Origin of the sequence: Streptomyces sp. NPDC005494 (genome assembly GCF_042872025.1) — a bacterium.
Classification (GTDB): domain Bacteria; phylum Actinomycetota; class Actinomycetes; order Streptomycetales; family Streptomycetaceae; genus Streptomyces.
This window is the reverse complement of record NZ_JBIAJR010000002.1, coordinates 56,720-70,895: the sequence shown is the minus strand read 5'-3', so window position 1 is coordinate 70,895 and position 14,176 is coordinate 56,720. Positions and strand designations below refer to the sequence as shown.

The following is a 14,176-nucleotide window of genomic DNA, read 5'->3' as shown; positions in this document are numbered from 1 at the left end:
GTGTCAGGTAGTCGGCGAGGGCGCCGGCGTCGGACAGTTCGTCAGGGGAGGCGCTCAGGGCCAGGGATCCGAGGAGCAGCAGGTCCTGTCCGTGCACCTGGACGTCCGGGCCGAGGTCCAGCACCCTCCTGGTCAGGTCGTGCAACGCGTCCAGCTCGCCGGTGGCCACGGAGGACGGCACCGCCTCCCTCAGGGCGAGTTCGCGCAGCGACGACACCGTGTCGACAAGTGTCTCGGGCGAGTGGTCGTGCCTGGCCGCGGCTCCGAAGAGGAGGTCGAGCCACGCCTCCTGAGCGGCTGCCGGGGAACCGTCCACGCTGCTGGTGTCGGCGAACCGGAACTGCCCCAGCGCATCGGCTCCGGAGTTCCGGGTGGGCGCGGGCGGCCGCAGGGGGGACGGCCCGTTCTCGGTGTCCGCCGCCTCCGGCGTCTTGGCGGCTTCGGCACCGGACAGGGTGCTCAGCTCGTACGCCTCCTCCTCACCCGGCAGCCCCGGGAGTCCCGGCAGGTCGCCGCCGGCCGGAGGCGGAGGCAGGGGAACCGTGGCCGGGTCCTGATGCGACACGGGCGGCGCGGGCCGCGGAACGGGCGGCGCGGGGGAGCGCTCGGTCAGCGGTACGAAGTCACCGCCCCGGCGCCTGATTCGCAGGTGTGGGCCGTCGGCGGACGGACCGGGGTAGGTGTGGGCGGTGCCGTTCTCCTCGATGAGGGTGACGGTGGCACCGGTCGCCGCGGAGGCCCACTCGGCCACAGCCCGGTCGGCCCCGGGGCCCCAAGGTGCGTGTGTGAGGTGGCGGCGCAGGTGGCCGTCAAGGGCCTCACGGCTCGGCGCGGGTGCTCCGGGGCGCAGGTTCATGGGCGGGGGGCTGAACAGGGTGCCGCGCTCGGCGGCATCACCGGGAAGGCCGTTCAGACGCAGCAGTTGGGCGGGCGACGCTCCGGCGCGCGTGCGCAGCCGTGCCGCCTCCCGGCGGCCGGTTCCGGGCTGTTCGGCGGCGTGGCGCAGGGCGGTGGAGAGTGCGCCGAAGAAGCCGTTGCCGCGTCCCGTGGGTGTGCCCTGGGTGTAGGTGGCGCCGTCGGGCGCGGTGAGGACACCGTCGCGTGCGAGGCGGTAGCGCGGTCCGCTGCTGTCGGCGGGCGGCAGCCAGGGTGCGGTGGTGTGGCTGCGGTGCGCGGGCGGCTGCGCGGTCGTGGTGAGGCCGGTGTCCGTACCGGAGGTCCCGGTGGTCGTCACGGCCGGCAGTGCGGCGGTGACCGGGGCCGGGGCGCCCTGCGGGAGGGCGGCGTGGAAGAAGCCTCCGGTGGAGAACAGCACCGGATCGACAGCCGGATCGACGGCGGCGGGGTCGGCGCCGTGCGGGAGGAACAGGTGATCGCGGCCCTCACCGGTCACCACCGTCAGCGGCGTGCCGAGGACCCGCGCGGCGAGCGCGGGCAGCAGGTCGGCGCCGCCGTGGTCCCCGGCGCGGCGCTCGGGCGGGACCGGACCACCCGCCGGCTGCTCGGTGCCGGACGGCTCGCTCGTGAACGGACGGGACAGGGCGGCGGTCGCCAGCGCCACACGCTGTTCGGGCGTCGGCCAGAACGTGAGCGGAAGACGGCCGAAGGCGTCGAACTCGGCCTGCTGCTCCGGGGTCAGCACCACGCCCGCGCCGTCCAGTTCGGCCTGGGTGAAGGTGTCGGCCGTGTCCAGGGCGAGGGCGTCCAGCAGATCCTCGTTGCCGTCCTCGCCCAGGGCCCAGGCCAGGCGGTCACGGGCGGCGCCTATGGCCTCGGCGCCGACCGCCGGGTCACCGGGGGATTTCGCGAAGCGGCCTGCGAGATCGCCGCCGAGCAGGCGGGGCAGCTGCCCCCTGGCGTCGGCGGCGGCAAGCAGTGCGTGGAAGAACGAGGCACCGTCGTGCGGCACGTCGTGCACCTCGCGCACCGTGGTGCCGTCCGGCGAGGTGAGGGTACGCGGGGCGGAGCCGGTGGCGTCGGTGATCCCGTACGGCTCCGGTGCCTCGGACCGCCACCCGGGCGTCGTGTACTCCTGCGGCGCGTCCGCGACCGGGACGGACGTCGAGCCCTGGTGGTGGGAGGTGAGACGGGAGGCGGCGAGGTGCAGCCGGTGGTGGTCCGCGGCGGCCGCCTCGGTGCGACCCTCCCAGAGCCGTGCGTCGTCGCGGGCGGCCTGCCAGGTGATGACGGCCGGAGACTGTGCCGACTCCCGCGGCAGCGCGGTCGCCAGGGGCGGGTCGCCGAGCGTCCTCCGCTCCCCCGGACTCAGGGAGAGCCAGGCCTCACGGGCCCGCGCGCGTGCGTCGTAGTACTCCTTCTCCGCGGTGGCGAGGTCGGCGGCCGCCTTCGCCATGTCGTCCCAGGCGGCGCTCGCCTCGGGCGGGAACGAGCTGTCGTCCAGGAGGCCGTAGTCGCGTGCGATGTCCTCACGCAGCCAGATCAGCGCGGTGGTCTCGGCCTCGGCGGCGCGCGGTCCCCGCCGGGCCGCTCCGAGGGCGCGGAACGGACGGCTGTCGGTGATCCGGTGGTCCACCTCGGCGACCGCCAGCCAGGTCACCGGCACCGCGAACAGCATGCTGCGGTCGGTGACGACCTTGACGTGGGTGCCGAGCGTGGTGTCCGTGGCGCCCTTCAGCGCGGTGCCGTCGTTCGAGCCGCCGATCGGCACCGCACCACCGGGGTTGGTCACACCCGCGTTGCTGTTGCCGGCCAGCGGCGCGGTGCCCGCCACGCCTTCGACGTTGTCGGTGATACCGGCCTCGATGGCGTCGGAGGTCTTGGCCCGCTGCATGGCCTCCATGCGGGGCTTGTTCTCCACGGCGAGGAGCCGCGCGCCGCGGCGGTGCATCTTCGCGTAGAGGCGGGAGTCGGCCGTGTGGGACTGGCCCAGCAGGCGGGCGGAAGACTGTGCGGGCAGCTGGGAGCCGCCCGCGCCGAGCGCCTCGCGGAACCCCGCGGTCAGTCCGCCCTGGGAGGTGGCCTCCGCCTGGGCCTGCGCGGGCGCCGTGCCGAGGCCGGTGAGCGGGGTGTGGCGGGCCATGCGCACGCGTGAGGCGAGGACGTTGCCGGTGTGCCGGCTGCCGAGGTCGGTGTCGCCCAGGCCGTCGGCGCGGGCGGTGGCGAGGGTCAGTGCGTCGTTCACCCCTGTCGCACCGCGCATGTCGACGGCGAGGATGCCGGAGCCGATCCGGTCGTCGAAGGGCAGGATGTCCGGGTCGGGACCGCTCGCGCCGTCACTGGAGGTGCGCCAGGCGGCGATGCCGTCCGGCAGGGACTGTTCGGCCGTCAGCAGGCGGACCGACCGGTCCGGTGCGGGCACGTCCTGTTCGGTGACCGCGCCGTCGTCGCCGTCTCCGACCGGGGTGAGCAGGCTCGCCGGCGCGATCTCGTTGAGTGTGCCGACCTGGGCGACCGCACGCGGGGCGAGCGGGTCGCCGGCCGCGTCCGTCATGGTGACGGTCAGGGTGTAGCCGGTGACGATCTCCGCGTGCGCCTGCGTGGTGGCGATGTTCGGCATGGAGGTGGTGCCCACGGTCTCGGTCCGGGTGCTCGCCCGCTGCTTGGCCGCCGTTCCCTGGAGCGAGGGGTTGGCGATGAGCACCCCGTTGTCCGCCGCGCGCTCGCCGGCGGACAGAGTGAGGTCGGCCCCACGGTCCTGGTGGGTGTTGTCCGCGTCGTCGCGGGAGATGTTGCGGTAGTCCTCGAGCTCGAACCCCGTACGCAGCCGCTGCACGGTCGTGGTGATCGGTGTCAGCTTGAACCGGACCTGCCCGGGGCTGCCCCCGACCGGCAGCAGGTGCGGGCTGGTCCAGGCGCGGTAGCGGACCGGCAGACTCATCCCCTCGGTGGTCAGCTCGTGCAGGTGTGCGCGCAGGAAGTCCGGGGAGAGCCGCTGCAGGACCTGTTCGCGGTCGTGCGAGGGCACACCGATCTTCTGCAGACGCGGCAGCAGCACCTGCGCGGCCCGGCTCGCGTCCAGCTGGCCGCTGGGGTGGGTCGGGAAGCGCCGGCCCCGCAGGAAGGCCGGCACCCGGTAGCCGCCGCCGAGGTTCTTCGGGGTGGTGGGGCCCAGCCCGTCGGGGGCCAGCCCGGCCTCGATGGCGTCCTGCATCGGCAGGTGGAACATCACCGCGTCACGGATCCGCTGGAGCGCGGCGGCGGCCCGGCGCGGGGCCAGGCCGCGTCCGAGCCTCTCGGACACCTTCCCGGCGGCGGAGCTGACGCGGCCCCCGGCGCGGGTGCCGACCGTGCCGATCGCGGCCGTCCAGCGGTCCCGCACCGCCACGGTCTCCGTGGCGTCGGCGACCACCAGGTACATCCGGCCGGCGAAGGTCACGGTGGTGCTGCGTCCCCGGGTCAGGGCCTGCGAGAAGCCGCGGCCCTTGCCCCAGGCGTACTGGAGGGCGGAGGAGTACGAGCCGACGACCGGCTCCTTGCCGGGGAGCTGGTGCAACGGCATGTAGCCGCCCTGGACGCCCAGCGTGGTGCGCGAGCCGGTGCCAGTGCTGCCGACGACCCGGTGGTCGTTGGCGATGGTGGTCTCCAGGCTGGCCGGCTTCGGATCGCTCTTGACCCGTAGGTTGTCCAGCTCACCGCGGACCGCGGCCTTCACGTAGTGCGTCCGGAACGGCCCGGCGCCGTTGAGCCCGGTGATCCGGGAGCCGAACGGCCCCAGGTACTGGCCGAGTTGACCGGCCACACCGAGGTTGGCCATCGCCCGTCGCAGCGCGGTGCGCACCGGCGCACCGGGGGCGCTGACGTGCCAGGTGCCGCCCGCCGCGCGGTCGGCGGTGTCCTGCATCAGCTTTTGGCGCTGCGGGCCGCCCTCGGCGCTGAGCACGACGTGCGGTGCGCTCAGCAGCTGCCGGACGAGCCGGCCGGCGTCGGGGTCCGCCGTGGGCAGCGGGCGGGTGCCGTCGAGGAGCTGGTCCGCCTCCGCGGTGGAGAGCCGCTGCGGCGTGGGAGCGGGAGTCGGCGCCGCTGCCGTGCCGTCGGCGGGCGGGTCGGCCGGGGCGTGCCGGTCGGAGCCGTGGGCGGCGGGCACGGCCAGCTCGACCCGCCCTACGGTCTCGGTGCCCCGGCTGAACAGAGGACGCTCCTCGACCTTGCTGACGAAGACGCCCGCACCGAGCAGACCGACGGTCAGCAGCCGCGCCCAGCCCCGCGGCCGGCGGTGGCCCTCGAAGGTCGCGCCGAGTTCCACCTGGTAGCTGTAGAGGTCGGCGCCGCTCTGAAAGGTCAGGTGGTCGTGGGCGACCGTGATCGTGCTCCGGGTGGCCTTCTGGTAGGTGCGGGCGTGGCGGGCACCCACCGAGACGTTCCCCGCCTGGCGCGGCAGGCCGGGTCCGGGCACCTTGTCGTGGTCGCGCGGGGAGACGCCCACCTCGACACCCGCGGAGTAGGTGCTGGAGTCCTGCTGCCCCTGGCCGGAGACCTCGTTGCCGATCACCGCGTTGCGCAGCGACCGCTCGCTCATGGTGGTCTCGAACCGGCGGTCGGTCAGCGACGCCCGCAGGGTCAGCGTGTGGTGGCCGCGGCGCACCATTCCGTCCTCGGTGAGCGTGACCGGGACGCCGGTGGTGGTCAGTTCGTCCAGGCTCTGTGTCAGGGTGGGCCGGTTCAGCGCCTCCCGCACCTGCCGCTCGTTGTGCAGCGCGGTCCGCAACCGTCCGTCGCCGTACCGGAACCGGGCCAGCCTGGGATGCCTCAGCATCATCGGCGGAACGAACATCGACGGGTACGAGCGGTGCAGGGTGTCGAGGACGGCGTCCGTGAAGACCTGCATGGGGTCCGGCGCGGCGGTGCCGTCCTGTGGCGCGGGCTGCTGCTGGGTCGCGGGCGTAGTCTGCTGCCGCGTCGTCGGCGGTGCCTGCTGACCGGTGGCAGGAGCGGGCGCTCGACCGATGGCGGGCTGTGTCGTCCGCTGATCGGTCGCAGGCTGCTGGGTGAGGGCACGTGCCTGCGGGCGGAAGCCCTCCGCGCGGACCTGGCCGCCCAGGTGGACCGGATCCTCACGGGTGAGATACCACGGCACCGGCGGCTCGGCGTCCGGGTTCGGCCCCGTCCGGCCGGGCGTACGGCTGTCCCAGCCCGCCAGCCGGCGGGCGTCCTGGGTGGAGATCCAGTCCAGGCTGACCACCTGCACCGGCCGGGCGGCGGACGGGGGTTCACCGGCCCTGCGGACCATCAGGGTGCGCTCCACCTGGTAGAGCGCCACCGGATGGTTGCGGACCCGGCCGGTGACCTTCCGGGAGGCGTCGGTGCCCAGGTGATGGCTCCGCCCGATGCCGAGGTCCGCGCGGACCAGCGGACCGCCCTGGAGGCGTACGTCGGTCTCGAGCCCGGGCAGCGTGTGGTTCGGACCGGCGGTGACCTGGAATCCGAACTTGGTCTCGCGGACGTGACCGCGCTGGTTCTGGTACGTGGTCTGGGTGAGGTCGCGCACCTCCGCCTTGACCGACTCGGTCACCAGCACGGCGCGGTGCGGCACCGATCGTTCGACGACCAGATGACCCAGCGGGTGCTGGCCGCTGCCCCGGGTCAGCTCGGGCCCGCTGACCGGCCCGGTGAGCCGCCCGAACAGGCCGAGCAGCCTTCCGGGGCGGACGTACGCGACCATGGTGCGGTGCGCCGAACTACCCGGTCGCGCCCCGGAGAGGGCCAGCGCGATGTCCTCCGGCGGCGTCATCAGGTGCAGGGCAGCGGAATCGTTCAGCCGCGGCTGCGCCCCTTCCGGGAAGGTCAGCGTCTCCGGCGCCCGGCGGGGCCCCGTGAACGGCACGGTGAGGTCGTCCGGCAGCCGCCAGCTCAGCCCGTCCCGCATGCCGAACTCCGCGGTGTGCTCCTGGGTGCGCCTCCAACGCGGCCCCGCGGCAGGACCGGTCGCCGGGGTGTCGCTGCCCTTGGGCTCTTCGGTGACCCGCCGCACCGTCACCCGGTAGTGGACGTCGTCCAGGTGCAGGTGGGAGCCCTCGTGGGCGCGGTGCTCGGCCTGGTTGTACGCAGTGGTGCCCTGGGTGTAGTCGGTCCTGCGGCTCCAGCCCAGCGACGTACCGATCTTCAGGAGCCAGTTGAGCGGCGGTCCCATGCCCACGCCGCCGGCGATACGGCGTCCGACGCCCACACTGCGTCCGCCACCCGTACCGGCCTGACCACGCCGCATGGTGTCCACCCGGACCGTGGCGCCACCGACGTCGGAGAAGCGTTCCCACCGGTGGTACGGGATGGCCTCGACCGTCATCTCCAGGCCGACCCCGGACTTCTCCCTGCCCACGATGCGGGCACCGCGCGGGGCGGTGAACGCCGCGGGCTGGTGGGTGAGCAGACGCAGCAGCTCCGTCTCGTCGAACCGCGCACGCATGGCCGCCGGCAGTTTGTCGAGAATCTCCTGCGCCGCCAGCTCGGGCGAGCGCAGGGTGAGCGTGCCGGGCCCGGCGAGCAGCCCGGTGCGCGCGCCCTGCGGCGCTCCGGCCGGGGCGGTGTCGCGCGGGTCCGCGCCCGGCCTGATCAGGACGGCGGGCAGCCTGCTGCCGTCCTCGAAGGTGACCGTGCGCGGCGCCGGGCCCGGCGGACGGGCATCGTCACCGGTCAGCAGACGGGCGGGGCGGTGCCGTTCGAGCTGGGTCTCCAGCGGCACCGGGTCGCCCCGGTCGGGGATCTCGGCAGCATCGGGACCGGTGATCCCGGCCATGCTGCGCAGCCACTCCCCGAACGGGTCGGAACCGTCCGGCTGCTGGGAGACCGGCGGCACGGGCGGCGTGACCTCGTCCGGCTTCGCCTCCGGGTCCGGCTTCAGCTCGGGCTCGGTTTCCGGGTTCGGGGCGGGAACGAGGGCGTCGTAGTGATCGCTTCCGTTGTACGCGAGGTGCAGGGTGCCGCCGGTGCCTCCGGGGTGCAGCTCGGTGACGAGGACCGCGCCCGTCGTCCGCGGGCCGGGCCGCACGAGGCGCAGATCGAGGTCGAGGGTGTGCGCCAGCGCGTCCGGGAGCAGATCTGCGAAGGGGGACGACCACAGTCCTGATCGTTCGGCGGCCGCGGCGAGCAGGCCGCCTCCGCCGAGCCGCCGCGCGTCGGCGGGGGTGGGCGCCACCTGGGCGAGCTGCGGATAGTCGCTGTCGGCCAGGATCTGCTGCCACCGGCCGGCGTCGCCGTCCGTGATGACCGCCTGCGCGACGCGGTTCCAGGTTTCGGTGATCCGGCGGTGCTCGTCCGCGTCGGTCACCCCGGCCAGGGCGCGTACCCGCAGGTCGTCCACCACGGTGAACACCGGGTCCGGAACGAGGGCGTCGGCGACGGTACCGAGCTCGGACCCGGTGACGCGGTCACGCACGAGGCCGCGCAGCCCGGCGATGTTCCGCGCGGCCCAGGCGGGCGGCACGTCGCGACCGCGCGCACTGTCGAGCACCGCCCGGAACAGGCAGTTCCCGTCACCCGGGACGCCCACCCGGCGGAAGGCGAGACCGTCCGCCCGGACGAGGTCCGCCGGTTCGGGCGTCGTCACGGGGCCCTTGCCCCTGCTGAACAGGGCCAGACTCTCGGCGTGGCTCTCCGGCCGGTTCTGCGCGGACGGCACCAGATCGGGTCGGCGGCGGGCGAGTTCGGCGGTGTCCTCGGGGCCGAGGCCGAGCTCGGAAAGCGGCAGCGGTTCGCTCGACGACGACCAGGCCGCCTCCGCCGACGGCGCGTAGGAGAGTCCGCGCACGTCCTCCCGCGAGACCAACGCGGTCGCAGGCAGGCCGGGAGGCCGCGTGAGCGGCTCGGTCCAGGTGAGCTGGGCGTTGTTGTTCCCGGGGCGGAACCGGAGCAGCGGCTGGCCGTCCGGCCCCCGATGAGTACCGACGACCTTGTCGAAGACCGACTTGTCGAAGGCCGTGGGCGGATTCCAGAACATGTGCGCGCCGTGCATCACGGCCATGTCCTTCGCCCGCATCTCGTCGATCAGCGCGTCATGCGCCGGAAGCGTGACCCGCACTCCATCAGGCGTGGAGATGTCGAACACGTCGTGATCACCGGTGAGCGGGCGCCTCTCGCCGTCTTCCCTCCTCCCGTAGACCACACCGTCCCGGACGAAGAACCTGTTCTCCGCCTCGAACTCCGCCATCTTCCCGGCAAGCTCGTGGAACTCCGTCGACCGCTCGTTGAAACGCGACAGAACCCGATCCCGGTCACCCTCCGGAACAACCCCCACATCAGCCAGCACCGGCTTGAAATAACCGACGAGCCCCACGACCGCAGGATCAGCCCCGAGAAGGACATCGACGTCGTTGACCGTCTTCGCCTTGATATCCGACGGCTTCGGCAACGCCCCCGCCTCGAGCCACTTAGGAGCCAGCGGATTCGTCGGCCGCACATCGATGACCACATTCTTGTCCCGCGCCAGATCACGGAACTCCTTGAACCCCTTCTCCGCGATCCCGTACGTATGACGCGCCACGTACGAATCGACCTCACCCCCATTGAGCGGCTCGGGCGTCGGCAACTGTTCCTCATGGCCGGTGGTCGTGGGCGCCGGGTCGTGCAGGCGTCGAGCCAGCTCGGCCACGTCCGCGGGGCTGAGGGCCAGTTCGGACAGCGGCAGCGGTGCGCTCGACAACGACCAGGCCACCTCCGCCGACGCCGCGTAGGAGAGTCCGCGCACGTCCTCCCGCGTGACCGGCGTGGTGGGAGGCAGCTGGGCAGGCGGCGGGGGCAGCAGGTCGCCGAGCGTCGTCTCGGGCCCTGCACCGGCCCGCAGTCCGGCCGCCGCACGCAGGAACGCGGTGTACTGCTCGACCGTGAGGTCGGCGGACAGGCCGGTTGTCGTGGCACCGGTGACGGTGTGCCAGTCGGTGACCATGCGGCGCAACAGGTCCGGGGTCATGCGGCCGTCGGCGTACCGGGCCGCGCTGTCGGCGCCCAGCCAGCGCAGACCGTCCACATAGGCGAGGCCCGCGAGCAACTCGCGGTTCTCCGGGTTCTGTTCGGCGTCCGGTCCGAGGGCATCGCGCAGCGTCCGGATCTGCTGGAGGGTGCGGGCGCGCGCGAACGCGTCGGCCGGGCCGGGACCCGCGTGGAGCCCCGCGTCGCGCGCCGCACGGTCCAGGTCGTCGCCGGCGGGTTCCGGGGTGAACAGCCGCCACCGCCCCGGCCCGTCAGGGCCCTCGGTGAGCACCGCGCGGACATCGCCGTCGCGATCGCGCGCCGTACCCACCTCGGTGGTCGGCGCGTACACCGGCCGGCCGGTCCGGTTCGCCACGTGCTGCGCCACGGGCAGCCCGGCCGTCTCCGGCTGCCGCCCGGTCTCGCAGGAGTACAGCACGAGCGGCCGGTCCTCATCACCGTCCGCCGCCCACGACTTGAGCACTTCACCGAGTTGCACACCGCTGACCTTGACCGCCGGTCGCGCCGAGTCGTCGGTGCCGAGAGTGACGGTACGGGGAGTGCCGTGTCCCACGAAGTAGTCGGCGCCCCGTTCGGTGCCCGCGCCGGGCAGCGGGGCCGCCGGGCCGGTGAACACCGTGCGCCGGGCGGGCGGTCGCGTTCCGGTCGCCGGGAGGGCGTCCGCCGGCAGGGCCGGTGATTCGGCGGCGGGCGTGGACACGGTGCGGACGCCCCGGAAGGTGTCCTGACCGAGAAGCGCCCTGCGCCCCGCGTCACGGGCCGTGCCGTCCTCGGCCGGGCTCTGCGAGATGGTCACCGTCCTGACGGCACGACCCGGTGGGGGCTGCACCGTCGCGTCGGGCACCAGCCGCCGCAGCCGGCTGAGGGGCACCGTGTGGCCCTCCAGGGTGGTGACGGCCGGTTCGCCGACGCCCCGCCCCGTGCCGTCGGCCTCGGCGCCGGAGACACCACCTCGCGCCGGGCGTACGACGATCCGGGCCCGGGACGGGCTGTGTACCACGGGCGGTGACGCGGGGGAGGTCTCCGGCGCGAGCAGCGTGGGCGGCGGGGGCGGGGTGCCTCCGTTCCGCCCGCCGTGCCCTGCGCCGGCGGGGGAGGTCGGGCCGCCGGACTCGGTACGGGCGCTGTCGCCGTCACCCGCTTCGAGGTACACGTCGGTGGCGGTCTCGCCCCAGGGGCGGGACAGCGTGGAGAGCTTGACCTGACCGTGGTCGGTGCCGGCCGTGGGGCCCGGTGCCGCTCCTTCGTCGTGCACGGGCGTCGCCTCTGCCGACGGTGTGACCAGCGGGGTGACCGTGGAGGCGGCGAAGGGGGCGCTGTCGGCAGCCGCTGAGCTCTGGGTGGCGGGCCGGGGCATCGGGCCCAGGGCGTCGGCGAGCGGCAGCAGCACGTCCGAACCGGGAAACTCGGTGGCCGGGCTGTCGTCGGCCGTCGTAGCGGGCGCGGGAGCGGTGAGCGGGCGGACCTGTACCGGGGCGCCCGGCCCCTCCCGGGTCAGCTCGACGGCGGCACGCACCGGACGCCCCGCGGGGTCCGGCGCGACCGCGGGCCCGAGCACCACGGCCCGATCCGTACCGGCTCCGTCCAGCAACTGTGCGGCTTCCGGCGACCCCACCGGCGGTGGCGTGGCCGACACGACGATCGTCAGGGGTTGTCCCTGGGGGGAGTGGGAGTCGCCGGTGAGCGCGGGGGCGGGGCCGGTCTTCACGTCGGCCGGGACACGGAGGTCACCTGAGGCGCCTGTCTCCGCGAACGAGCCGACCGTGCTCACCTTCGGCGGAGCGGCGGGGGTGTCGACAGCCTGCGGAACGCCAGAGCTGTCGACGGCCTGCGGGGCGGGGGTGACACCGACGTTCGGAGCGGGAACGCGCGCCCCGGAGTTCGCATCGGTGTGGGTGCCCGCGGGCGAGTCGGTGTGGGTGCCTGCGAGCGGGTCGACGGATTCGGCAGAGGGGGCGCTCTGCGGGGTGTCGTCCGTCGCGGCCGAGGCCTCGTCCACCGAGGCAGCGCCCTCGGGGGTACGGGCGCCCGGCGAGGCGGCGGGAGTCGAGGTGCCGCCGCCGGCCGCCGGGATACCACCGGGCCTGGCACCGCTCGCCGTGCCAGGGGTGGAGGATGCCGTCGGACCACCGCCGGCGACGGGCGCGCCGGCACCTTGGCCCGGAGTTGTGGCCGTACGGTCGCTCCGGTCGGCCGCCCCGGGGTCGGTGACGGTCTGCTCGTCGCTCTGCAAAGGCCCCTGGAAGGCCTCGGATTGACCCACCGTGGAGGTCCCAGAGCTCTCGGAGGACCCGGAGGTCTCAGGTGTCTCGGTGCTCCCAGAGATCTCGGTGGTCTCGGCGGTCCCGGGGGTCTCGATGGACCCGGAGGTCGCGGAGGACCCGGAGGTCTCAGGCGTCTCGGTACTCCCCGAGATCTCGGTGGTCTCGGCGGTCCCGGAGGTCCCAAAGTTCCCGGAGGTCCCCGGAGCCGCAGTGGGCGCGCCCACCGTGATCGGGGCATCCACCGTGACCTCGGTGCCGAAACCACCGAGTGCGCGGCGGACCTCGTCCGTGTCGATCTGGGTGGCGGGGCTGTTCCCTGCGGGGACCACCCGGACCTCGGGCAGCTGCGCCAAGCTCCCGTGCAGGCTGTCGCGTACGCCGATCTCGGCGCTGCCCGGCGGCTGGGCGCCGCGCAGGGCGGCCAGGTCACGCAGCGCCTGTTCACGGACCTCGGCAGGACCCCGGTGGACCTGCTGCCACAGCTCGTTCTCGGCGGCTGTCACGGGCAGCGTGCCCGGCGAGTACGCGGGCGGGGCCACAGGCGTGTACGGCGGCGGGGCCAGTGGGGTGTTCACCGACGGGCTGTCCACGGCGTACGGCGGGGGGCTGTCGGCTGCGTACGGCGGGGGCGGCTGGCCGGTCCCCGCGCCCCCCTGCCCGGTGGTCTGCTGGACGACCGGCGGGAGCGAGGCGGGAGCGGCGCCGGCGCCGCCCGTGGTGTCCGTCCGCGAGGGGCCGTCGGTGCGGTCGGCGCCTCCACCGGCGCGCGAGGACCCGCCGGAGTCCTGTGTGTGCGAGTCGCCGCCGGAGACGGTGGGCGGCTGGTTGCGCAACGTGTCGATGAGGTGCCGCAGTTCGGCGGCGCTGTTCACGGCGGTGTCGCTGAGGGTGGCCTCGACCTGGCTGCTGATGCCCGCGCCGACGAAGGTGGACCAGCTGGTGGACCAGTCGCCCTCGAAGGCGCCCTTGATCAGGATCTCGGCGAGCGCCTCCCCGGAACCGGCGGCGAGGAAGTCGGCAGTCCCCTTGAGCCCGTAGTGACCCGCCAGCGCTCCCGGCCGGTCGGCGTTGTTGCGCAGGATCTGGCTGTTGCGCCACAGCTCGGAGTTGTTCCGGAAGGACAGCGGGTCGTTCCGGAAGGTGACCGGGATGTGGCCGCCGGGGCCTGGGGTCGGAGTGGGGTCGGGGTTCGGCCTGGGGTCGGGGTTCGGCTTGAGGTCGGGGTTCGGCCTGGGGCCCGGGCCGTGGTTGCCGGGGTCGAGGTCCGGTGTGTTCTTCAGGTTGGGGTTGTTCTTGAAGTCGAGGTCCGGGCTGTTCTTGAGGAAGTTGTTGTCGTAACTCTTGACGATGTTCTTCGCGAAGGTGTCGAAGACGCTGGTGAGGAAGCCTGCCGCGGCGCCGAACGCGGCGGCCTTGCCGATGTCGCTCCAGTCGATGCCGTCGGGGCGGCGGCCGTCCGGGGCGAAGTTCATCATCGCGAGCCGGACCGCGAAGGTGGTGAAGGCCTCGGCGAACGCCTCGGTCAGCGACGGCGCCAGGTGCAGCCGCTGGAGCAGGTGGGTGAGCGTGGTGAGGATGAAGAACCGGCTGCGCAGTTTGGCCATCATGATCTGGCTGGCCGACGCGCCGCCGGTGAAGAAGGACATCGCCAGATAGATGGCGATCTCGATGAGCAGCCGGATGACCTCGGCGATGACCTGCCACTTCGACTCCATGATGTCCATGGAGGTCTTGCGCCGGCCTTCGGCGATCTTGTCGAGCTGATCCGAGAAGTCGCGCAGGTAGTTCTTGCCGCCGTCGTCGATGAGCATGCCCATCGCCTTGCCGTACGACTTGGCGAGGTCGTCCGGCATCGACTCGCCGATGTCGTGGATCGACTTGTCGATCAGCGACGACAGCTTGTCCAGCTTGCGGCCCAGGCCGGAGTAGGGCAGGCGGCTGTCGTAGGCGAGGTCCTCGTCGGCGTCCATGAGCTTCTCCCCAGTGAGGATGAAGATCATCGCGTTGACTTCCGGCGACACGTGGATACTCAT

1 protein-coding gene (only partly in view) is annotated in these 14,176 nt (G+C 73.7%); it reads right to left on the bottom strand.

Translation table 11 applies throughout. The features are described 5' to 3' along the window. Positions 1-14,176, bottom strand: partial view of a lonely Cys domain-containing protein gene (locus ACFYQ6_RS06235; RefSeq protein ID WP_388761035.1) — the beginning only. Its footprint begins 17,441 nt before the window's first position; the window shows 14,176 of its 31,617 coding nt (coding positions 1-14,176); the start codon lies at positions 14,174-14,176; its stop codon lies off the left edge, out of view.